Below are 21423 nucleotides of genomic sequence, written 5' to 3' on the forward strand. Positions count from 1 at the left end.
CGGGATAGAAGCACCGTATGCACCGCAACCCCGTCGACCATGCCCTGTCCCTCGCCAACGCCGGCAAGACCGCGCAGGCCTGCGCGCTCCTCGCCGATGCGGGGACGCAAGGCAGCGCCGAGGCCTGGATGCAGCTGGCGGTCTGGTATCTGATCGGCGCCCCGGTCGCGCGTGACCTGGATCAGGCGCGAGCATGTCTCGCCAGGGCCGTCGCGATCGGCCATGTCGACGGCGCGCTCATGGAGATCGCGCTGATCGCCAACGGCAACGGCGGCCGGGATACGCCCGATTGGCCGCGCGCGCTACAGGCGCTGGACGTAGCGGCGCGGGAGGATCCGGTGGCGACCACACAGCGTGCCCTGCTCGCCAAAATGAACATACGCGCGGATGGCAGCCCGCAGGCCGCACCCATCGGGCAGGTCCTGCACGAAGCGACCCGGTTGCGCCGCTTTCCCCGGTTGCTGACACCGGAGGAATGCGCACATCTCGCCGCCACCGCGCAACCGCTGCTCGAGCCGTCCTTCGTGCTCGATCCGGGCAGCGGGCGGCCCATGCCGCATCCGATCCGCACGTCCGATGGCGGCGCGATCGGTCCCACGCGCGAGGATCTGGCGGTCCGCGCGATCAATCTCCGCATTGCCGCCGCGACAGGCACCGACGTGCGCAACGGCGAGCCGCTGACGGTGCTGCGCTATGCGCCCGGTCAGCAATATCGCCGCCACCTCGATACCATTGCCGGCGCGGCTAACCAGCGCGTGGCGACGCTGATCATCTATCTCAACCAGGGCTTTGCCGGGGGCGAGACGTGCTTCCCGGCGATCGGAGTCACCGTCCAGCCGCGTGCGGGCGATGCGATCCTGTTCGATACGCTGCTGCCCGACGGATCCCCCGACCCGCGGCTCGTGCACAGCGGGGAGCCGATCCGCGCCGGCGCCAAATGGATCGCGACTCGCTGGATCCGGCAGGCGCCTGTCGATCCCTGGACGATCGCGTCGGGCTGATCAGGCCCAGATGCGATCGAACCGCGCGCCGAGCCCGGTGAGCAGCTCGTACTGCGACAGCCCACTCAGCGCCGCGGTTTCCGGCAGGGCATAGTCCATCGCCACCCAGTCGCCCTCGGCCAGGTCGGGGGCGGCATCGACGCAAATCGCCGTCAGGTCCATCGACACCCGCCCGACCACCGGCAGCACCGCGTCCCCTGCGCGCGCGCCACCCTTGTTGGAAAAGCAGCGCAGATAGCCGTCGGCATAGCCCAGGTTGAGGATGGCCACTTCCATATCGTGCGGCGCGGTATAGGTGGCGTTGTAGCCGATCGTCTCGCCGGCGCAGACCCGCCGCCGCTGGAGGATCTGCGCCTCGGGCGTGACGACCTGTCGGATGTCGCCATGCGCCGCGCGCTGGCGTCCGCCATAGAGCGCGATGCCGGGGCGGGTCAGATCGAAATGATAGTCCGGCCCCAAGGCGATGCCCGCGCTGTTGGCCAGGCTCATGCGGCGTGCCGCGGTGCGGCCGGCGAGCGCGGCGAAGCTGTCGCGCTGGCGCGCGTTGAGCGGCACGTCCTCGTCGGCGGAGACGAGGTGGCTCATCAGCGTGTCGATCACGAGACCGTCGAGCAGCCCGTCCGCCACCGCCTGCGGCGCCACGCCGAGCCGGTTCATACCGGTATCGACCATCACGTCGCACGGTCCGCCGCCCGCATCGCGCCAGCGCCGGACCTGCTCGGCGCTCGACAGCACCGGCCGCGCATGGGCCGGGCGATCCGCCAAATCCTCGGCGCGCACGCCGTGGAGCACCGAGACGGATAGACCGAGGTCGGCGATGTCCCGCGCCTCGGCCCAGGTAGCGACGAAGACGTCGCGGCACCCCGCCGCCGCCAACCGCTCCACCACGCCGCGCGCGCCCAGCCCATAGCCGTTCGCCTTCACCGCCGCGCCGCACGCCGCCGCACCGCTCAGCCGCGACAGCAGCGTCCAATTGGCGGTGAGGGCGGCGGAATCGAGGCGGAGGCGGAGGGGGGAGTCGGTCATCCCCCGTCGGTTAGCGCCGCGCCGCGCGAAGCGCCACCGTCTCGCGCAGGCCGAACGCGGTCACCACCAGCGCCATCGCCACCACCGCGAAGGTATACCACAGCCCGGCATAGGGGTTGCCCGTGCGCGCGACGATATAGTGGCTGATGAACGGCAGGAAGCCGCCGAAATAGCCGGTGCCGATATGATAGGGGATCGACATCGACGAATAGCGGATCCGCGTCGGGAACATCTCGCTGAGCAGCGCGGCGACCGGGCCATAGGTGGCCCCGCACAGCGCCATCAGCACCGTCATCGCCACCAGGATCATGGCGATGTCGATCGGCTCGGGGACGATCCGATCGAAGCGATAGCCGGCTTCCTTGAGCGCGGCTTCCACCATCCTGGGGTCGTTCTTCTCGACGACCTGGCCGCCGATGGTGACAACCACGGTGGGCGCCTCGGCGGTCTTGTAGATCACGCCCAGTCGCGAAAGGTGATCGAGCATCCGCCAGCACTCGTCGGTCTGGGTGGTGGCGAAGGGATCATAGGCGCAGTGCGGCCCGGCGACGATCACCGGCTCGCGCCGCGCCACCTTGGCGAGGCCGGGGTTGGCCGCGCTGCCGATCACGTAGAAGCAGGGGAAGAGCAGCACCAGGGTAAGCGCATAGCCGATCACGATCGGCGGCTTGCGACCGACCCGGTCCGAGAGCTTGCCGAAAAAGACAAAGAAGCCGACGCCGATCACCGCGCCTGCGCCGGTGATCAGCTGCGCCGCGGTCTGGTCGAGCCGCATGGGGCCGGACAGGAAGGCGAGCACCGAGAACATCGCGGTATACCACACCACGGTGAGCCCGCCGGCGATCCCGAACAAGGCGACGAGCAGCCGCTTCTTGTTGCCCGGATAGGTGAAGCTCTCGACGAAGGGATTGCGCGCGGTCTCGCCCGCCGCCTTCATCGCCTTGAACACCGGGCTTTCGGAAAGGCGCAGCCGCATCCACACCGAGATGGCGAGCAGCACCAGCGAGAAGAGAAACGGCAGCCGCCAGCCCCAGCTTTCCCACACGTCCGCCGCGGCGAACCGGAACAGCAGCACCACCGCGAGGCTGAGGATGAAGCCGCCCACCACGCTCGCCTGGATGAAGCTGGTGTGGAAGCCGGCGCGCCCCTCGGGCGAATGCTCGGCGACGAAGATCGCCGCACCGCCATATTCGCCGCCCAGCGCCAGCCCCTGCGCCACGCGCAGCACCAGGATGAGGATCGGTGCGGTCGCCCCGATGGCACGATAGCCCGGGATGAGGCCGATCGCGGCGGTGGCCAGCCCCATCACCGTGATGGTGACGAGGAAGGTATATTTGCGCCCCATCTTGTCGCCGAGATAGCCGAACACCACCGCGCCGAGCGGGCGGAAGCCGAAGCCGATCGCGAAGGTCGCCCACGAGAGCAGGGTCGCCAGATTCTCGTTTTCCGAGGGGAAGAAGGTGCGGCCGAGGACCCCGGTGGCGGTCAGCGTGCCCCAGATGAAGAAATCATACCATTCGAACACGGTGCCCAGCGACGATGCGCCGATCACCATCCGCATTTCGCGCGCGCTGGGCGCGCAAGGCTTCTCCGTCATCCCGTCCCCCCCGTGCACCACCGCTTCTACAGAAATTGGCGCGGTCGTCGAGCGGACGCGCGTGCGATCAGGCGCGGCGGCCCAGCGTCTTGAACATCAGCGTGATCCGCGCGGTCTCGGGGGCGACCGCGTAGATCGGCCGCGCGGCGTGCGGGATGGTGCCGGGGAAGATCACCAGCCGGTCGGGCTTGGGGACCACGGCCTTCACCACGTCGCTGCCGCTGCGGTTGAAGAACAGCGTCTCCCCGCCCTGGTCGGCGTTCCACGCGCCTTGAGGGTAATAGATCGCGGTGAGGTGGTCCTTGCAGTCGGAGTCTAGGTGCACGCCGCCGCCGACGCCCGCCGGCATCCGGTTGGCATAGCAGCGCGACAGGCGCTGGGCACGGAGCGGCTTGAGCAGCAGCGCCTGCCATATCTCGGCGATCAGCGGCGCGCGCGCCGCCAGTTCGAGCGCGATCGCGTTGGGATCGCGATCCTCCTGCGCGCTTTTCTGATAGCCGGCGAAATGCTTGTAGTAATAGCGGGGCGCATCGGCCGCACCCGAGGAATAGGCGCCGTGGCTCCAGCCGGGCTGGTCGAGATAATCCCAGACGCATCTGCGCCGTTCGTCGCCGAGGAAATTGTCGAGTACGCGAATGTCGGTCAACGGCCGGTCCTTGCAACACGCCCGTCAGGGCGGTTGCTGCCTATAGGATCAGGGTTAACAGCGGGTTAGGCACCGCTCACAGGACCAGATTGGTCTTGAGGAAGTCGACGAAGGAGCGCACCCGCAGCGCCAGCCGTTCATGGCCGACGAACAGCGCATGGATGTCCTCGCCGTCGCCGGGATTGAACGCCGCCAGCAGCTCGACCAGCCGCCCGGCAGCGAGGTCGGCGGCGACATGGAAGCGCCCCATCCGCGCAATGCCGCCGCCCGCCAGCGCCATCAGCCGCACCGCCTCGCCCGAATTGGCAAGGAAGGGCCCGTCCATCGTCCGCTGGACCACGGCGCCGTCGATGCGGAACGGCCAGCTGTCGATCGAGCGGCGGAAGTTGAAGCGCAGGCAGGTATGGCGCTCCAGGTCGTGCGGATTCCGGGGCGTGCCGCAGCGCGCGAGATAGTCGGGGCTGGCGACCACCACCATCGTGCTGCGCCCGAGCTTCGCCGCCTTGATGCCGGTATCGCGCAGGGGCCCCACGCGGATCGCGACATCGGCCCGCTCCTCGACCAGCTCGACCAGCGCGTCGGACAAGGTGAGATCTACCGTCACTCCCGGATGCGCCTGCAGATAGGCGGGCAGGATCGGGATCAGAAACTGCATGCCCAGCGGCACCGAGGCATTGACCCGCAAGGGCCCGCGCGGGACCCGGTCGCGCTCGAAGCTATGCTCGATCGCATCGATCTCGGCCATCAGCCCGGCGACGCGGGCATGATAGGCCTGCCCCTCCGGCGTCAGTGCCAGCGCGCGGGTGGTGCGGGTGGCAAGCTGGACACCGAGCCGCGCTTCCAGCCGCGCCATGCCGCGGCTGACCGCGGAGGGGGTGATGCGGAGCGCCTTGGCAGCACCGGCAAGGCTGCCCTCGGCCGCTACTGCCAGGAACATCTCCATTTCGCCGAGCCGGTTGTCCATCCGTGATTCCGATGCACTTCTGTGATGCTGCCCGGCAATCTAATCAGCAATGGCGCGCGCGCCTATCTCCGGTTTCGAATTTGAAAGGAGTCACTCGCATGGACCTGCACCTTACCGGCAAGACCGCCCTCGTCACCGGCTCCACCGCCGGCATCGGCCTCGCCATCGCCGAACGGCTCGCCCAGGAAGGCGTGGCGGTGACGATCACAGGCCGCAGCCAAGCCAAGCTCGACGAAGCTACCGCGCGCATCGCCAAGCTCGGCACTGTCAATCCCGTCCTCGCCGACCCGGCAACCGCCGAGGGCGCAGCGACGCTGATCGCGGCGGTTCCGAACACCGACATCCTCGTCAACAATCTCGGCATCTACGAGGCCAAGCCCTTCACCGAGATCAGCGACGAAGACTGGCACCATCTGTTCGAGGTCAACGTGGTCAGCGGCGCGCGGCTTGCGCGGCATTATTTCCCGCGCATGCTGGCACGCGACTGGGGCCGGGTGCTGTTCATCGCGAGCGAGAGCGGGCTCGTCATCCCCAGCGAGATGATCCACTACGGCACCACCAAGACCGCGCAGCTGGCGATCGCGCGCGGCCTGGCCGAGCAGACCCGTGGTACCGGAGTGACGGTCAATTCGGTGCTGCCGGGACCGACGCGCTCGGAAGGGATCGTCGAGTTCATCCGATCGGTGGTCGATAACAAGGATGCGCCGGAAGCCGATCGCGAAGCCGAATTCTTCACCAAGCTGCGCCCGCTGTCGCTGATCCGCCGGCTGATCGAGGCCGAGGAGATCGCCGCGCAGGTGGCGCTGCTCGCCAGCCCGCTGGGCGCGATCACCAACGGCGCCGCGATCCGCGTAGAAGGCGGGATCGTGCCGACGATCGCGTGAGGTAGGGATAAGATCCTCCCCGGCACGGGGAGGGGGACCATGCGCAGCATGGTGGAGGGGGGTCGCCGCGGGCGAGTCCGGTGTGGAGCCCCCCCCTCCACCACCGCCTTCGGCGGCGGTCCCCCTCCCCGTGCCGGGGAGGATCTTTCGTTAGCCCCCCAGCCCTTCGAGCGCCTCGCTGGCTTCCATCCAGGTCAGCTCGGCCGTCTCGATCAGCGCGCTGACCTCCGCGCGGCGCTTCATCAGGTCGGTCATCGTCAGCTTGGTCAGCGCGGCATCGGCATTGGCCGGATCGAACATCGCCTTTTCCAGCGCCGAAAGCTGCGCCTGCAGCCGCGCAAGTTCGGTCTCGGCCGTCTTGGCTGCCTTGCGCAGCGCGGTGCCCTTTTCGCGTGCTTCGGCAGCGGCGCGGCGGGCTTCCTTGCGATCGGCCTTGGACGCGCCGCCCTTCCCGCCGCTCGAATCCTTCGAGAGCACGAAGCTGATATAATCGTCCAGCGTGCCGTCGAACTCGTTTGCCGTGCCCTGGTCGACCAGCACCAGCCGGTCCGCGGTCATTTCCAGCATGTGGCGATCGTGGCTGACCAGCACGACCGTGCCCGAATAGCCGTTGAGCGCCTGGATCAGCGCCTCGCGCGCGTCGACGTCCAAGTGGTTGGTCGGCTCGTCGAGGATCAGCAGGTGCGGCGCGTCGCGGGTGATCAGCGCAAGTGCCAGCCGCGCGCGTTCGCCACCCGAGAGCTTGCCGACCTTGGTCGTCGCCTTGTCGCCCGAAAAGCCGAAGCGGCCGAGCTGGCCGCGCACCGCACCGGGGCTCGCCCCGGCCATGTTGCGCGTCATGTGCTGCAGCGGCGTGTCGTCGCGGTCGAGCTCCTCCACCTGATACTGGGTGAAGTATCCCACCTTCATCTTGCCGCTGCTGTTGATCGCGCCGTCCATCGGCGTGAGCTGCGCGGCGAGCAGCCGGGCGAGCGTGGTCTTGCCGTTGCCGTTGCGGCCGAGCAGCGCGATCCGGTCGTCGGGATCGATGCGCAGGTTGAGCCGCTGGAGGATCGGCGTTTCGGCATAGCCGACGCTTGCCATGTCGAGCGTGATCAGCGGCGGGCGCAGCTCGTCCGGATTGGGGAAGTCGAAGCTGAGCGAGGGATCGTCGACCAGTTCGGCGATCGGCTGCATCCGGGCCAGTGCCTTTTGCCGGCTCTGCGCCTGCTTGGCGGTGGAGGCGCGCGCCGAGTTGCGCGCGATGTAATCCTGCAGCTTCTCGCGCTCGGCCTGCTGCTTGACGCGCGCGGCGGCAAGCTGGGCCTGGCGCTCGGCGCGCTGGCGCTCGAACGCGTCATAGCCGCCCGGATAGAGCGTCAGCTTGCCCCGTTCGAGATGCAGGATGTGATCAACGACATTGTTGAGGAAGTCGCGCTCGTGGCTGACCAGCACGATCGTCGCGGGATAGGATTTGAGGAAGTCTTCCAGCCACAGCACCGCTTCGAGATCGAGGTGGTTCGAGGGCTCGTCGAGCAGCAGCAGGTCGGGCTGCGAGAAGAGCAGGCTGGCCAGCGCCACGCGCATCCGCCAGCCGCCCGAGAAGCTCTCCAGCTCTCGATGCTGCATTTCCTCGTCAAAGCCGAGGCCGACCAGGATGCGTGCGGCGCGCGAGGGTGCGGCATGCGCATCGATCGCGATCAGCCGCTCGTGGATCTCGCCGATGCGATCGGGGTCGTGGCTGGTCTCGCTCTCCTCGAGCAGCGCGGCGCGTTCGATATCGGCGGCAAGCACCGTCTCGAACGGCGTCGCGGTGCCGCCGGGGGCCTCCTGCGCGATATAGCCGAGCTTGGCGCCGCGCGGCATGTCGACGCTGCCGCCATCGGGTTCGAGCTGGCTGGCGATCACCTTCACCAGCGTGGATTTGCCGGCGCCATTGCGGCCGATCAGGCCGATGCGGCCGCGCGGCGGCAGCTTGGCGGTGGCGGCGTCGATGATCGTGCGCCCGCCCAGGCGCACCGTGATGTCGGTCAGGTTCAGCATGATTGCGCCCCGCCTAGCCGATGCGCGACGAAAGGGCCAGCAGCCTGCGCGCATTCTTCCCCCGCGTGCCGTCGGCGACGTTAAGCGGCCCTAAGGACTCCTCCTGCTAGTCGCGGGAGCGACGATTCTTGCATCGCATGCTGCAAGGGCACGCTGCCCGCGCCGCTGCCGAAGCCCCACGGAGCAGCCCTTGTCCGCACTACCCGCGCTGGATCCGTCCCCCCGCCCCGGCCCCAGGACCGCGCCCCAAGGAGACGGCCATGTTCGCCGCGCCCATTCCTGATCCCGATCCCGAATCGGAATTGTCGCTGGTGGCGATCGAGGCCACGCTGCGCCAGGTCGCCGGCGATCTCGATTCGCGCTTCGTTACGGCAGGCGAGGCGCTGGCGCAGGCGCACGCGATCGTCGAGCGGCTGGTCGCGGCACTGGAGAGCATCACCCATGCGCTCGGTCGCGATGCCGCCGAAGCCGCCGTGCAGAACATGCGCGCCACCGCAGAGCGACTGGAGCGGCTGCCGGCCGTGCAGGCGACGCGGCAGGCCGGGCTGGAGCGGATCGCCGCCGGTGCGCGGCCGCTGGCGCATCACATCGCACAGGTGAAGCGCACGCTGGATTTCCTGCGGATTTGCGGGCTCAACATCAAGGTCGCGGCGGCGGGCCGCAACGGCTTTGCCGACTTTGCCGATACGATGAACGTCCGGCTGGACGTGGGCGAAATCGAGATCGGCGGGATCGGCACCGAGATCGAACGGCTGACCGCCAGCATCCCCGCGTTGATCGAAGTCGATCGCCAGCTGGCAGCCGAATGCGCCAAGGTGATCCCGCAGGTACCACGCAAGCTCGCCGAGGATGCGGAAGCGCTTCAGCGCCACCAGACGGCCGACGCCGCCCGCGCCGCGCGCGTCGCCATCGTGGCGCGCGAAATCCACGGCCAGGTGGCGACCGCGATCGGCGCGATGCAGATCGGCGACATCACCCGCCAGCGGCTGGAGCATATCGCCGCGGGCATCCGCGCGCTGATCGCGTATCGCGACCGCGCCGATCCCGCCGCCGCGATTCCGGTGGTCGGCCATATGGTCGCGTTGTTCGCGGCGCAGACCTCGGACACGGTCGAAGCCTTTCACCGCGATTCGCAGCGGCTTGCCGAAAGCCTGCGCGGCATTGCGCCGAGCGCGGCGCAGCTGCTGGAGATCAAGGCCGAAGGTGATCGCGAGCGGCGCGACGATGGCGGCGTGTTTCTCGCCGCGCTGGAAAAGAGCGTCGCCGATGTGGCGCAGGTTACCGCGCGCCTGCGCGACGCCGATACGAAGGCACAGGCGCTGGGCGGCTCGACCTCGGACAGCGCCGAGCGCCTCGCCGAACGGCTGCGCGTGGTGCACCGCGTCAACGAGGATGTGCACCTGATGGCGTGGAATACCGATCTGCGCTGCCACCGCCTCGGCGACGAGGGCAAGGCGCTCGCGATGGTGGCATCGGAGATCCGCGGCTTTGCGACGGCGCTGGCGACGATCTCGGGGCAGATCCGCCAGTCGGTCGAAGCGCTGGTAGGCGCCGTCACGGCGTTGCGCGATCCGCAGGCAGAGGAAGGCAGCGACTCCGCCGTCGCGCTCACCGAATCGCTCGCCTGCATTCACGAAGGCGCACAACGCATGCAAACCGGCATGGCCGGGCTGGGCGAGGATGCCGCCGCGGTGCACCGCATCCTGGAGACCAGCACCCGCAACGTCGATTGCGAACCCGCGTTCGGCGACATGCTGCGTAGCACGGTGCTGCAGCTGAAGCTGTTCGGCAGCCCCTGTGCGGCACCGCAGGGCGAAACGGCAGCCGCGCTAGCGGCCGAGCTCGACGGCATGGCGCGCAGCTACACCATGGCGCGTGAGCGCGAGATCCATGGCCGTTTCGCGCTCCCGGGCTTCGGCGCGCCAAGTCGAGGACGTGGCCCGGTGGACGATGACGGGCTGTTCTGAACAGCCCGTCCGCCCCGTCACTTCTTCTCCGTATCCGCCGGTTCGTTGATATAGGCGACGAAGCTGCCGACCAGTGAATCCCACAATTCCAGGTTCTTGCGGAACAGCGCGGTCGTCATCGGCTGGTCCTCGAAGTTCAGGTCATATTCGATCGCCGCCTCCCCCTTGTCGTCCGAATAGACGCGCGCGAAGCGATGCTTCTGCGTCCAGGCATTGGCCCGCTCGGGCGTCAGCTTGTCGGTCCAGCCGGCATAGAATTGCAGGTCGCCGCAGTTGCGGCCGTTGGCGCAGCTCATGAAGAAGATAGTGAACTTGTAGCCCTGCGCGCCGCTGCGGATGATCGGGTCGCCGTCGCTGTCCTTGGACAACTCGGCCTTGTACCCCGCATCCTGCAGCGCCTTGACCACTGATTGCGGATCGGTGGACTTCACCTGCGCCTGTGCCGGCACCGCCGCCAGCAGCCCGAGCCCGATCAGCACCCCCATCTTCATGGCGTTCCCTTTCCTCCGTTCGGCGAACGCGGCCCGTATCGCGGATATGCGGGAGCTGCCAAGCCTAGCGGCGCCCAAGCCTGCTGCGCTGTGCCTGTTTGCGCAGCGCGCCCGGCATCCAGCGCGCGGCGAACCACAGCTTGCGCGCGGTCTTGCCGACACGGGTGTGGAGCACCTGCCCATGCACCGCCGCCCAGGCCGCCTTGGCGACCTCGCCGACCGGCGTGATCTCCAGCCCCGCGCGCTGCACATTCTCGCGGATATGCTGGTTGGAGCCACCGCTCGGCTGGTCGAGCAGCGGCGTGTCGATGAACGAGGGCATCAGCGTGCGCACCTGCACCCCCGCCGAGGCCCATTCGCCGTCGAGCGCCTCGGCCAGCCCGCGCACCGCGAACTTGGTCGCCGAATAGATCGCCGCGCCCGAGGTGCCGTAGATCCCGGCCGCCGAACTGGTGATCAGCATCACCGATCCCGGCGTCGCGGCGAGCAGTTCGAACCCGGCATGCGCACCATGGACCACTCCCATCAGGTTGATCGCGACGCAGCGTTCCAGCTCCGCCGGCACCGTGGTGGCGAAGGCGCCGCTGGTCCCGATCCCGGCGTTGTTGAACAGCACGTCCATCCGTCCGCCGCTCGCCGACGCGAACTCGGCGAGCGCCGCCACCCATTGGTCGCGATCGCGCACGTCGAGTCGGTGCGTCGTGGCGCTGCCCGGCGGCAGCATTGCCAGCGTCTCCGCCAGCCCCGCCGCGTTGACATCGCCCAGCCCGACCCGCCAGCCGCGCTGCGCGAACAGCACCGCCACCGCCCGCCCGATTCCCGACGCGCCGCCGGTAATGAAAATCGCTTGCTGGGACATCGCCCGCCTCTCCCCTATCGCTGGCGCCTTTCGTGGCGCCTTGACCGCCATCCTTCCGCAGGATGCTGCGCAATGCCAGCGCGATGTTGCGCAGGCTCAGGCCTTGGCGAGCAGTTCGTCGACCCAGGCCGGGACCAGCGTGGCCGCCGGGCCCATCCGGCTCTCCTCGAACCACTCGCTGCCGCCGGAGGGCTCCAAATTCATCTCCAGCGTCGCCGCGCCGTAGTGCCGCGCGGTCTGGACGAACCCCGCCGCCGGATAGACCGCGCCCGAGGTGCCGACCGAGACGAACAGGTCCGCCTCCGCCAGCGCCGCCTCGATCCGCTCCATTTCGTACGGCATCTCGCCGAAGAAGACGATGTCGGGCCGCAGCGCGAGCATGCCGCAATTGGGGCATTCGCTTTCGGGCGGCAGCGGTTCACTCCAGGCTTCGCGAATGCCGCACGCCGCGCATAGCGCCGAACGCAGCTCGCCATGCATGTGGAGAAGCCGCGTCGCCCCCGCCCGTTCGTGCAGGTCGTCGACATTCTGCGTCACGATCAGCAATTCGCCCGGCCATCCCGCGTCGAGCCGCGCCAGCGCATGGTGCGCGGCATTGGGCTCGACCGTCTCCAGCGCCGCCCGCCGCAGATCGTAGAAGCGGTGGACCAGCGCCGGGTCGCTCGCCAGCGCCTCGGGCGTGCAGACATCCTCGACGCGGTGCCCCTCCCACAGCCCGCCCGGGCCACGAAAAGGGGCGATGCCGCTTTCGGCGGAAACGCCGGCGCCGGTGAGAATCACGAGATTGCGAAGGCTGGCCATGCCGCGACCCTAGGCCCGCCATGCCCCCGCCGCAAAGTCCGGTTTGTCTGGCGGCTCAAGGATCGGAGACAAGATCATGGCCGTGCTCGCCTTTGCCCTTCTCGCGATCCTGCTGCCGCAACAGGCGCGCGGCCCTGCCGGGGACGACGACGGCACCGGCATCGCGTCGCGCTCGCTCACCCGGCAGCGCTGCCCCGTGCCCACCGACCCCAATGAGATCGTCGTCTGCAAGCGCGACGAGCCCGATCGCTACCGCATCGGTCCGCAGTTGGCGACGCCACCGCAGCGCGGCGCGCTCGATCCCAGCTTCCGCCTGCCCGGCGGTGGCGAGGTGCGCGCCGCGGCGCAGCAGCACAGCGCCGGCATCGCCTCGGTTCCCGCCGCGTTCGTCACCCTGCGAATTCCGCTCGGGGGCAAGAAGAAAAAGCCCGACGAGACGCAAAAATAGCATCTGTCGCTACGGCGCAGGATGGTGCAACAGCCCGCAGCATGACGAGCATCGGCATTTATGGCAGCATGGGGCGGATGGGCCAGGCGATCGCCGCCGCCCTTCCCGATTTCGGGGCCCGCCTCGCAGGCGGCGCGGACGTGGGCGACGATCCCGCCGAGCTCGCCCGCAAGGCCGATGTGATCGTCGACTTCTCGGCGCCCGCCGCGCTCGAGGCGAACCTCGCCGCCGCCCGCGCCGCGCGCACGCCGATCGTGATCGGTACCACCGGCCTTGCCGAGCGCCACCACCGGATGATCGACGCGGCCGCCGCCGAGATCGCCGTGCTGCAGACCGGCAACACCTCCCTCGGTATCGGGCTGCTGTCGCGCCTGGTCCACGAAGCCGCCGCACGGCTAGGGCAGGATTGGGACATCGAGATCGTCGAGACGCACCACCGCAACAAGGCCGATGCGCCATCGGGCACCGCGCAGATGCTGGGCGCCGCCGCTGCCGAGGCGATGGGCACCACGCTCGCCGAAGCCGGGGTCAGCGACCGCGCCGGGCTCACCGGGCCGCGCGCCGCGGGCACGATCGGCATGGCCAGCCTGCGCGGCGGATCGGTGATCGGCGACCATACGGTGGTATTCGCCAGCGACGGCGAGCGGATCGAGCTCACGCACCGCGCCGACGATCGCGCGATCTTCGCCAAGGGCGCGATCCGCGCGGCTCTGTGGCTGCCCGGTCGCGACGTGGGCCGCTACACCATGGCCGAGGTGCTCGGCGTGTGAAGAAGGCGCAGGTCGTCGAGTTCTTCGCGCGGCTGGCGGCGGACAATCCGCACCCCGAGACCGAGCTCGAATCGGTCAACACCTACACATTGCTCGTGGCCGTCGTGCTCTCCGCCCAGGCGACCGACGCTGGCGTCAACAAGGCGACACGCGCGCTGTTCGCGGCCGTGGACACGCCCGAGAAGATGGTGGCGCTCGGCGAAGCCGGGTTGAAGGACCACATCAAGACGATCGGCCTGTTCAACACCAAGGCCAAGAACGTCATCGCGCTGTCGGAGGCGCTGATCCGTGACCATGGCGGCGAGGTTCCCGCCAATCGCGACGCGCTGGAGCAGCTGCCCGGCGTCGGCCGCAAGACCGCCAATGTGGTGATGAACGTCGCCTTCGGACAGGAGACCTTCGCGGTCGACACCCACCTCTTCCGCGTCTGCAACCGCACCGGCCTGGCGCCGGGCAAGACGCCGCTGGCGGTGGAGCTGAAACTGGAGAAGGTGGTCCCCCAGCCGTTCCGGCTGCACGCGCACCACTGGCTGATCCTGCACGGCCGCTATCTCTGCAAGGCGCGCACCCCCGAATGCTGGCGCTGCCCGGTGGCCGAGCTCTGCGCATTCAAGCCGAAGACGCCTGCCCCCAAGGCGAAGAAGGCGGTCCAGCCCGCCTGACCTTTTGCGGCGCCTCGGCTTTTGCGCCGCCGGTGCCGAAACGGGCTGGCATTCGGCCAAAGGCTTTGCTAGTCGCCGCTTTCCAGGCACCCGTAGCTCAGCTGGATAGAGCGCTGCCCTCCGAAGGCAGAGGCCACAGGTTCGAATCCTGTCGGGTGCGCCACACCATAAAACGTGGCTTTTCCAACATTCGCTTGGCCTTGCTCCGGTGACAGTCCGGTGATGTCCACAGGCAACCGGTAGTCGTTCACCGTTCGTTCCGTTGCTAGCTGGGGGCGAACGCCCGTAGCTTCGGGACCATGCATCAGTCTTCCAGTCTCGTCCTCCCCTCCCTATCGTTCTTCGGCGACTCTAGCAGCCGCGAGCGGAAGTACATGGTAGCGGGCGGGTTCGCCGTGGCCGGCAATCGTATCACTGAGATCGAGGATCGGATCGCGATCCTCAGAGACGACCCTGGCATCAAGTCTGAATTTCATTGGAGCGAGTATCGCGGCGGGGCCAAGCGACAGGCCTATGAGGCGTTGGTGCGCCTGGCGTTCGACTTGGTGAACAAGCGACAAGCGGCCCTGCACGTGATCATCTGCAAGTTCGGCGGATACAATCACAAGAAGGTGAAAGGCGAAAACCACGACACCAGTGTGAACAGGATGTATTATCGGCTTCTGCTTCACCGCGTCGCCGCACTCTACGGCAGGAAGCGAGCGATTCACGTTCGCCTCGACAGCGGCAACGACTCGGCAGACGTCTGCGCGATGCGGCCTCAGCTGTCCGCGGCGGCATATAAGCAGTACCGCACTAGGCCCAATTGCATCCGGTCGATAGAGTCAGCGAAGTGGCACAACGTCGGCATCATTCAAATGGCGGACGTCATCATGGGAGCGGTCGCGGCTAAGCGGAACGACGTGGTTCACACCTCCCCTAAGGGGGCTCTGGCCAACTTCGTACTTCAAGCATCAGGTCGCCACTCGTGGTCGACGGCGACGGCAAGGGAGGCAAAGTTTCTGACTGTCTGGCAGCACGCAACGAGAGCATAGGTCCCCCAGGGCCCTAGCGCAGGGCAAGCCCTGGCACGGCTGGTCTAGCCAGCGTATTCGGAGCCCGGAGGCCTACGTGTCATTTAGGAAATTTCGGATCAGAAGGCAATGGAATCAGCGTTTTGCTAAGCGCCTACGATGATTCAGTTTTCGCAGCGTTTGCGAATTGTCTCACTAGCTTGAGTTCTCTGACGCCGCCGCCGAGCTCGCATTGGCACGAAACGCCCCGGGGCCATCCTTTCGCTTTCTGCGATAATCGAGTCGGTCACCTCGATAGGGCGCGCCAGATACCCCGTCTCGAAAGGCGCATAGGTATCGGACGTGCTGGTCTTCCGGTGGCCCAGCATGAGCTGCCCTTCGATCCAGTCACGTTCGCCGAGACGCTGCCGCGCCAGCCGCGCCATCGCATCCGGGATCGGCACGATCGGCCGGTGCTTCTTCGTCTGCGCCCTGCCCTTCGGGTTCAGGTTCAGCGCCCGCGCATTCGAGTGCCACTGGTCGCGCGCCCGGTCGACCGAGACGTCGTGCGCCGCGTCCGGCCACGCCCAGGTCGCGACGCTGATCTGCAGGAAGCGGTGCAGCTGCTCGCGCTGCCGGATCCGGTTCTTGATCGAATCGGGCCCATCGCCCGGCTTCGCCTCCGGCGCGACGCAGTAGCGGAACATGGCCGCCAGCGTCTTCACGTCCGCGCGATAGACCGGGGTGCGGCTGACCTCCTCCGGCTTCTTCGCAGCGAACGCAGCCGGGAGCGTGTCCTTGCGCCCATAGGCACCGCCTACCCGCGTTCCCGCTTCAGGTAGAGGGCGCCAAGCTCTTGCTCGCCTGTTCGATGCTCTCCGTGCCCGTTGAGCAGCTGCGGCTGCGGTTGCGTCGCGCTGCGGCGTCGTACCAGACAATCCGGAGAAAGGGGGTTCGGAGAGAGCCGTCGTGCTCGCGGTCATAGGCGAGGCGATATTTGCCGCGCGAGTAGAGCTCTTGATGCGCCGGTTGCATGCTTCCCTCCCCACCATAGCCGCAGGTGAACATGGCGATCCGCCCTAACAGGCCTTGTCACTGCAGTCGGCACGGTCCGACATTGCCCGAGGTACCTGCGTCCAGCAGGATCCGCCGGCCGATCGCCGCCGACTGCCGCTTAACCTGCTGAAGTGCTTCGGCGGCCGGTTGACATGCTGCATTATAATAGTGCTATCGATAGCGAGTAGTCGCGGTCCAGGTTACAAATACATGACTCTACTGTGATGAATTCGTTCGGCAATGCGGCAAAGGTCGCCTCCCTGAACGAAACCCAACTTGCCTATCTACGGCTCGTCGCGCAGGGGATGACCTCGAAGCAGATCGCCTTGGCGATCCAGGGTTCGCATCACACCGTCAATGCGGAGATCGGCATCGCCATGCGGTTGCTGGGCGCGAAAACGCGCCACGAGGCGGCGGCGATGGTCGGATATGTCGACATCGCCTCTTCATACGAGCCTTCATATGAGCCGCCTGCGCTTGTCGTTTCGGCCGTGGAGACCGCAGGATCGGTCGAAGATGAGGGGGAGCAAGCGGACGCCGGGCGGGGATGGGCGATACCGGTAGCGACAAGGAAACGGCCGATCAACACGCTGACCATGGGCCAGCGTATCGGCTGGATACTGGTAATCGCTGCGTTGGTCGCGCTGCTACTGGGGGGACTGGTGAGCGGAATCGCCACGATCCTGGTAAGCCTCGACCGGCTGATGTGACCCTCATCGAGACAGCAAACCGATGAATGGGGGAATGAAGATGCGTCGTGAGCGCCGAGCCATTGCCATGAACATTGCCGAGCAGATGTGGGAATCTGAACGGGCGAACGATCTCGCCATTGCCAGTACGGCGCGCCTTCTGGCGACCGCGCTCGACGCGCGGATCCAGCTCAGAGCTGGCGCTCGCATTGGCCACGAGGCGGTGGAAGCATTGACGCTGACCATCAACCAACAAACTGCCAGTCGGCGATCCCTTTTGGAGGCGCATGACGTACTCAACGACATCAAGGGCATCGCCGTTAGTGCCGATGAGGATTTCGGCGGGTTGGGAGACAAGGAGGTTAAGAAGATCCTGGGTGCGGATGTCACGCCGCTGCGGCGCGCCAGCTGATGTGACGACAGCCGATAGCTTCCCAAAGGCATGACCATTTTTCTAGCATTGCGCGTACTCTATGCAGCATTCCTGATCGCCACGACGGTGTTGGGAATGGCGTTTGGTGGCCGGAGCGAACGGCTTGGGGCAATGATCGTCCTGACCGCATCTCTGGCCACCATCTTCATCCAGATACCGCTGCTATTCGAATGGAAAAGCTTCCGATCGGGGCTTATCGCCGTCGATATATTGACGCTTATAGCCTTCCTTTATCTTGCGCTGAAATCAAGGAGGTTTTGGCCATTATGGGCAACGGCCTTTCATCTCATAGCGGTATGCAGCCACTGCGTCATTCTGATGGGATTGAGCCAGACACTGCAGATGTACATCTTGTTTCAGGGATTCTGGGCCTATCCAATCATGCTGCTCATTATCTTCGGCGCCCTATCACGCCGGCGAACGCCGAACCCGCGGAGACCCACAACTACCTGACAATACAATCGGCGCTCGATCACCTGGAGAGCGCCGTCTATAAGGTGCTAGATCGCGAAGTTGGCCCCCGGGGAATATCGCTCCGCATGGTGCATCAAGCGCGGCGGCACTATGCGATGCGGCGGCGGCGGGACGTGCTGGTCAAGAACATATTCGGCGAGCCTGCATGGGACATGCTGCTGGAACTGTTCATTGCGGAAGCCGAGGGGCGGTCGACGCCGGTCAAGAATCTTTGCCTGGCGGCATGCGCGTCGGTCTCAACCGCGCTCCGGCGTATGGAATGTCTGATCGAGACGGGGCTGGTGGACAAGGTTGACGACGCGACCGACGCACGGCGATCCCTTATCCAACTGACGGATCGCGGCCTAAGCGTAATGACCATGCTGCTGCAATATGAAGTGGTCGAGCGGTTGCCCCCGGACAGCGGGCTCGGGCCGGATCGGCACGTCTTCCGCGGCTAGAGCATTTTCGAGTTGGCCGGCATTGGGCAATGAATCTGCACATGCCGCAATCAGGCCAGCGGGTTTCCTTCAAGCGATAAGGCTCCGGCTCGACCGGGCACGCCGCAGCCGATCCGTTTCGGTGAAGGGCGTGCACGGGGGTTGCGTCGCCCCACTAGCGACGCGCCATCTGGATCAATCGCTCCCAGATGATGAGCGCGATCGGATCCAAATGTATCCTGTGCGGCGCGCCTTGCAGGATGACGACCTGCAGCGGCGATGCGGCCGCCCGCTTGAGGGTGAATGCTTCGGCAACGGGTATTGTTTCGTCGCCGGAACCGTGGAAGATCAACAGCGGCACGCGAAGACGACCGACAGCTGCTGCATTGTCGAAGCGATCCGGCAGGAAGGGGCGCACCCATCGCGGGGCGACGCGTGCCAGGGAGGAAAAGGCCCCAAGGGTCACCACCCCGTCGACGGGCTCATCCGCCGCGAGGCGCAACGCCACGCTGGCCCCCAGGGAAAAACCGAAGAGATAGAGATGATCCGGCTTCCCGAGGCGCGCTTCCCGCAAAAAGGCCGCGCCGTCGCGATAGAGGCCAGCCTCACTCAAACGACCGGGATTATCCCCATAGCCGCGATAGGACGCGACGATGATCTCGGCGTCCGGACGTCGCAGCGGTGCAGCCATGGCGGCCGCTGTGTACCGGTTGCCCGCATTGCCATGGAAAAAGATCAGGGTCGCAAAGGAAGGCGTGGTTGCGGGCCAGCGATACCCCTCGATCGTCAGGCCGTCCTCGGTCTGCACCGTCAGGGGCAGCGGCGGCGGCACCCCTCGCCAATCCGGTACTGCCGGCAGCGGGTCCGGAAAGTAGACATGGCTGCGGATGAGCGATGCGCTGAGGCGGGACGTTATAGAGACGGCCAGGGCCCCGAAAGTCGGGCGCCCCCCATAGCGCCGCAAGCAACTGTGGAGCATCGTCAGCTCGGCAAAACGATAAGGTAGCTTGCCTGGTCTCCGCCGCGATCACGGGATTGGTATAGTGTGTGGAAGAAGCAGGACATTTTGATCAACGCGATGGGCCCAGCATCCCCGGCGACGAAGCGCAGGTCGAGCCCCTCGCGTCGGCGCCGAAGCACCAGTTCGATCGCGTCGGGCGAGGCGTTGGGCGAAAGGCGATATACGACCAGCGCGTCCAGATCGTTCGGATGCTCCCCGCCGCCGACAAAGCTCCCTCCAACCAGCAGGCACATCGGGGTAAGTCCTCGGGACTGCATGTCGCGCAATGCGAGAACCATCAGATCCCAAAGCTGCCGTCGTTTCTCCGAACACCCAAACCGCGCCGCGAATGCTTCGAGTTGCATCACATGCGGGCTGCTGCGGGTGATGAGGGGAGCGTCGACAGGATCGAGGAGCATCGCCGGGGCGGACGCCTCCTGGCTGGAGGATTTGACGCAAATGGATGCGATGGGATCGGTCATTGCGTGCAGTCCCCAACGACGATCGCATCGGGTACGATCATCGCGCTGCCGCGCGACAGCGTATGCGATTGTTTGTCGTACCCAAACACGTTCGAGAAGAACAAAAGGCGCTTCACCAGAATGATGGGGTCGACGTCTACCGGACAGAATTTGAAGTCGACGCGCGGATAGCGCCGCAGACCATCGCGAACGCCATGGATAGCACGCGCGATGGTTTCGGCATCCGTCGGTGCAAGCGAATAGACAACCAGCGCATCCAGGTCGGAGGGAGCGTCGCCCTGCCGGATGAAACTCCCTCCCACCAGCAGCAGATGCCAGATCATGCCTTCGCTTCGAAGCACTTCCAGCGCTGCCTGCGCGTCGGCGAGGATCGTCTGCCGTATCGGGCTGGTGCCGAAGGCAGTACGGAAAGCGGACAGATCGAAGATATAGGGGCCGCTGTTCAGCGGCGTCTCTTGCTGGAACGCCGCCATGAACGGTGGGAAGCCGGCAGCCGAGGCAGCCGGATTAATGGTCTGGCACGCACGAACGAATTGACCGAGCGGATCAGACACGTTGCACCAGCAGCGCTGCGTTGAGCCCTCCGAAGGCAAAGCTGTTCGACAAGATGGTCGTGACCTCGGCGTCGCGCGAGGCATGCGGGATGCAATCGATCGGGCATGCGGGGTCAGGCGACTCGAAATGCGCGGTACAGGGCAGGACCTGTTCGCGCAGGCTCATCATCGACATCGCCAGCTCAAAGGCACCGGACGCTCCCAGCGCATGCCCCAGCACCGATTTATTGGCGGTGACGGGAATGTGTGGCAAACGATCGCCGAAGACGAGGCGGAGCGCGGCGCATTCGGTGACGTCGTTCGCCTGCGTGCCCGTCCCATGCGCGTTGACGTGATCGACGGCGTCGGCAGTGATTTGAGCATCGCCCAGTGCACTGCCAATCGCCCGCGCCATGCCCCCCGCGTTCGGCGCGGTGATGGACCCGGCATCGCAGCTCATGCCGAAGCCGATCAGTTCGGCCAGAATGTCGGCGCCGCGCGCAGCCGCCACGTCATATGCCTCGAGGACGAACATCGCGGCACCTTCGCCGAGCACGAGCCCGCGCCGGCCTAGCGAAAAGGGTCTGCATCCGGTATCGGACAGGATGTGCAGCGCCTGCCATGCCTTCATGCAGCCATGGGACAGGCACGATTCGCTGCCGCCTGCCAGGGCGACATCCACGACGCCGGCTCGAATGTCGGCAAATGCCTGCCCCACCGCATGGGCGGCCGACGCACAGGCAGAACTGACCGCGAACACCCCGCCCATGATCTTTTGATCGAGCGCGACCTGGCTTGCCGCGCCGCTCAGCATGATCCGCGGAACCGTCATCGGATGGAGGCGCGCCGCCCCTTCGCCATAGACCTTGCGCGAGGCGTCGTCATGGGTCCGCTCGCCCCCCGCGCCGGAGCCGACGATGCACCGGGTGCGCTCGGGAGGCGTCTGCGCAAGGTCGATGCCGGCCATTGCGACCGCTTCCCGCGCCGCGATCACGGCGAACTGCGCCACCGGATCCAGCGTCGTCACCTCGCGCCGCTCGAAATGTGCGTCCGGGTCGAACCCGCGGATCTCGGCAACCAGCAGTTGCGCGGTTTCCGCATAACCGGCGGACGCAGGCTGCAACAGCCACCGCCCCTCCCGCACCGAATGCCAGCTATCGGCCAGCGTGAGCCCGCCGGCCGAAATCATGCCCGCGCCGGTAATCGC

The 21423-nt window shown here is 66.8% G+C and carries 25 protein-coding genes and 1 tRNA gene; 12 read left to right on the top strand and 14 right to left on the bottom strand.

All coding sequences use genetic code 11. The annotated features are described in order from the left end of the window. Positions 1 to 17: 17 nt before the first annotated feature. Positions 18 to 1001 (top strand): 2OG-Fe(II) oxygenase, encoded by a 984-nt coding sequence (locus tag RT655_RS09410; protein ID WP_313536322.1) that lies wholly within the window; start codon positions 18 to 20, stop codon positions 999 to 1001. Here the strand turns inward: RT655_RS09410 and RT655_RS09415 are convergent, their stop codons facing one another. The 4 genes from RT655_RS09415 to RT655_RS09430 all read right to left on the bottom strand — a co-directional run bounded on the left by RT655_RS09415 (position 1002) and on the right by RT655_RS09430 (position 5234). After that, positions 1002 to 2027, bottom strand: coding sequence for an alanine racemase (locus RT655_RS09415; RefSeq protein WP_313536325.1), 1026 nt, complete (start codon positions 2025 to 2027; stop codon positions 1002 to 1004). It lies immediately after the preceding gene. A 10-nt stretch (positions 2028 to 2037) separates the two neighbouring features. Further along, positions 2038 to 3624 carry an MFS transporter gene (locus RT655_RS09420; RefSeq protein ID WP_313536326.1) on the bottom strand — a complete coding sequence of 529 codons (1587 nt, stop codon included), beginning with the start codon at positions 3622 to 3624 and terminating at the stop codon, positions 2038 to 2040. Positions 3625 to 3691: 67 nt separating this feature from the next. After that, positions 3692 to 4270, bottom strand: coding sequence for a 2OG-Fe(II) oxygenase (locus RT655_RS09425; protein ID WP_313536327.1), 579 nt, complete (start codon positions 4268 to 4270; stop codon positions 3692 to 3694). Positions 4271 to 4346: 76 nt separating this feature from the next. Beyond that, the gene (locus tag RT655_RS09430; RefSeq protein ID WP_313536328.1) at positions 4347 to 5234 is read right to left on the bottom strand and encodes a LysR family transcriptional regulator; all 888 of its coding nucleotides are present in this window, start codon (positions 5232 to 5234) and stop codon (positions 4347 to 4349) included. 98 nt (positions 5235 to 5332) lie between these two features. Between RT655_RS09430 and RT655_RS09435 the strand changes: the two genes are divergently transcribed. Further along, positions 5333 to 6118 carry an SDR family oxidoreductase gene (locus RT655_RS09435; protein WP_313536329.1) on the top strand — a complete coding sequence of 262 codons (786 nt, stop codon included), beginning with the start codon at positions 5333 to 5335 and terminating at the stop codon, positions 6116 to 6118. Positions 6119 to 6268: 150 nt separating this feature from the next. Here RT655_RS09435 and RT655_RS09440 read toward each other — a convergent pair whose 3' ends face one another. Then, complete coding sequence (locus RT655_RS09440) at positions 6269 to 8140, bottom strand: ABC-F family ATP-binding cassette domain-containing protein (protein WP_313536330.1); 1872 nt, start codon at positions 8138 to 8140, stop codon at positions 6269 to 6271. 260 nt (positions 8141 to 8400) lie between these two features. Between RT655_RS09440 and RT655_RS09445 the strand changes: the two genes are divergently transcribed. Continuing rightward, entirely contained in the window at positions 8401 to 10107 is a 1707-nt protein-coding gene (locus tag RT655_RS09445) for a methyl-accepting chemotaxis protein (protein WP_313536331.1), read from the top strand. Between the two features lie 17 nt (positions 10108 to 10124). Here RT655_RS09445 and RT655_RS09450 read toward each other — a convergent pair whose 3' ends face one another. The 3 genes from RT655_RS09450 to RT655_RS09460 form a co-directional block, all read right to left on the bottom strand. After that, the gene (locus tag RT655_RS09450) at positions 10125 to 10598 is read right to left on the bottom strand and encodes a YbjN domain-containing protein (protein ID WP_313536332.1); all 474 of its coding nucleotides are present in this window, start codon (positions 10596 to 10598) and stop codon (positions 10125 to 10127) included. Positions 10599 to 10662: 64 nt separating this feature from the next. After that, complete coding sequence (locus RT655_RS09455) at positions 10663 to 11457, bottom strand: SDR family oxidoreductase (RefSeq protein ID WP_313536333.1); 795 nt, start codon at positions 11455 to 11457, stop codon at positions 10663 to 10665. A 96-nt stretch (positions 11458 to 11553) separates the two neighbouring features. Further along, positions 11554 to 12258, bottom strand: a complete 705-nt coding sequence (locus tag RT655_RS09460) for an NAD-dependent deacylase (RefSeq protein WP_313536334.1) — start codon at positions 12256 to 12258, stop codon at positions 11554 to 11556. Between the two features lie 76 nt (positions 12259 to 12334). On the opposite strand from RT655_RS09460, the gene RT655_RS09465 reads away from it, so the two are divergent. The 5 genes from RT655_RS09465 to RT655_RS09485 all read left to right on the top strand — a co-directional run bounded on the left by RT655_RS09465 (position 12335) and on the right by RT655_RS09485 (position 15172). Further along, on the top strand, positions 12335 to 12706 hold the full coding sequence (locus RT655_RS09465; protein ID WP_313536335.1) for a hypothetical protein: 372 nt from the start codon (positions 12335 to 12337) through the stop codon (positions 12704 to 12706). A gap of 41 nt (positions 12707 to 12747) precedes the next feature. Continuing rightward, positions 12748 to 13476, top strand: coding sequence for a 4-hydroxy-tetrahydrodipicolinate reductase (gene dapB / locus RT655_RS09470; RefSeq protein ID WP_313536336.1), 729 nt, complete (start codon positions 12748 to 12750; stop codon positions 13474 to 13476). Then, entirely contained in the window at positions 13473 to 14138 is a 666-nt protein-coding gene (gene nth, locus RT655_RS09475; protein WP_313536337.1) for an endonuclease III, read from the top strand. The genes dapB and nth overlap by 4 nt, the downstream gene beginning before the upstream one ends. Positions 14139 to 14224: 86 nt before the next feature. Next, positions 14225 to 14301, top strand: a tRNA-Arg gene (locus RT655_RS09480). Between the two features lie 136 nt (positions 14302 to 14437). Next, entirely contained in the window at positions 14438 to 15172 is a 735-nt protein-coding gene (locus RT655_RS09485) for a hypothetical protein (protein ID WP_313536338.1), read from the top strand. Between the two features lie 143 nt (positions 15173 to 15315). On the opposite strand, the gene RT655_RS09490 is transcribed toward RT655_RS09485, so the two are convergent. Next, the gene (locus RT655_RS09490) at positions 15316 to 15855 is read right to left on the bottom strand and encodes a hypothetical protein (RefSeq protein WP_313536339.1); all 540 of its coding nucleotides are present in this window, start codon (positions 15853 to 15855) and stop codon (positions 15316 to 15318) included. A 109-nt stretch (positions 15856 to 15964) separates the two neighbouring features. After that, entirely contained in the window at positions 15965 to 16165 is a 201-nt protein-coding gene (locus RT655_RS09495; protein WP_313536340.1) for a hypothetical protein, read from the bottom strand. A 245-nt stretch (positions 16166 to 16410) separates the two neighbouring features. Between RT655_RS09495 and RT655_RS09500 the strand changes: the two genes are divergently transcribed. The 4 genes from RT655_RS09500 to RT655_RS09515 all read left to right on the top strand — a co-directional run bounded on the left by RT655_RS09500 (position 16411) and on the right by RT655_RS09515 (position 18222). Then, entirely contained in the window at positions 16411 to 16896 is a 486-nt protein-coding gene (locus RT655_RS09500; RefSeq protein WP_313536341.1) for a helix-turn-helix transcriptional regulator, read from the top strand. 34 nt (positions 16897 to 16930) lie between these two features. Continuing rightward, on the top strand, positions 16931 to 17287 hold the full coding sequence (locus tag RT655_RS09505; RefSeq protein WP_313536342.1) for a hypothetical protein: 357 nt from the start codon (positions 16931 to 16933) through the stop codon (positions 17285 to 17287). A gap of 30 nt (positions 17288 to 17317) precedes the next feature. Then, positions 17318 to 17761, top strand: coding sequence for a hypothetical protein (locus tag RT655_RS09510; RefSeq protein ID WP_313536343.1), 444 nt, complete (start codon positions 17318 to 17320; stop codon positions 17759 to 17761). Positions 17762 to 17847: 86 nt separating this feature from the next. Further along, entirely contained in the window at positions 17848 to 18222 is a 375-nt protein-coding gene (locus RT655_RS09515; RefSeq protein WP_313536345.1) for a winged helix DNA-binding protein, read from the top strand. A gap of 154 nt (positions 18223 to 18376) precedes the next feature. On the opposite strand, the gene RT655_RS09520 is transcribed toward RT655_RS09515, so the two are convergent. The 4 genes from RT655_RS09520 to RT655_RS09535 form a co-directional block, all read right to left on the bottom strand. After that, positions 18377 to 19033 (bottom strand): alpha/beta hydrolase, encoded by a 657-nt coding sequence (locus RT655_RS09520; RefSeq protein ID WP_313536346.1) that lies wholly within the window; start codon positions 19031 to 19033, stop codon positions 18377 to 18379. A 149-nt stretch (positions 19034 to 19182) separates the two neighbouring features. Beyond that, positions 19183 to 19683: a DUF6932 family protein gene (locus RT655_RS09525; RefSeq protein WP_313536347.1), complete on the bottom strand. Its 501-nt coding sequence runs from the start codon at positions 19681 to 19683 to the stop codon at positions 19183 to 19185. Then, positions 19680 to 20237 (bottom strand): DUF6932 family protein, encoded by a 558-nt coding sequence (locus RT655_RS09530; protein ID WP_313536348.1) that lies wholly within the window; start codon positions 20235 to 20237, stop codon positions 19680 to 19682. The genes RT655_RS09525 and RT655_RS09530 overlap by 4 nt, the downstream gene beginning before the upstream one ends. Next, a complete protein-coding gene (locus tag RT655_RS09535; protein WP_313536349.1) occupies positions 20230 to 21405 on the bottom strand; it encodes a beta-ketoacyl-[acyl-carrier-protein] synthase family protein in 1176 nt (391 codons plus the stop codon). Before RT655_RS09535 ends, RT655_RS09530 begins: the two co-directional genes overlap by 8 nt. Between the last annotated feature and the right edge of the window lie 18 nt (positions 21406 to 21423).

The sequence above is a fragment of the Sphingomonas sp. genome (assembly GCF_032114135.1).
Taxonomy (GTDB): Bacteria; Pseudomonadota; Alphaproteobacteria; order Sphingomonadales; family Sphingomonadaceae; genus Sphingomonas.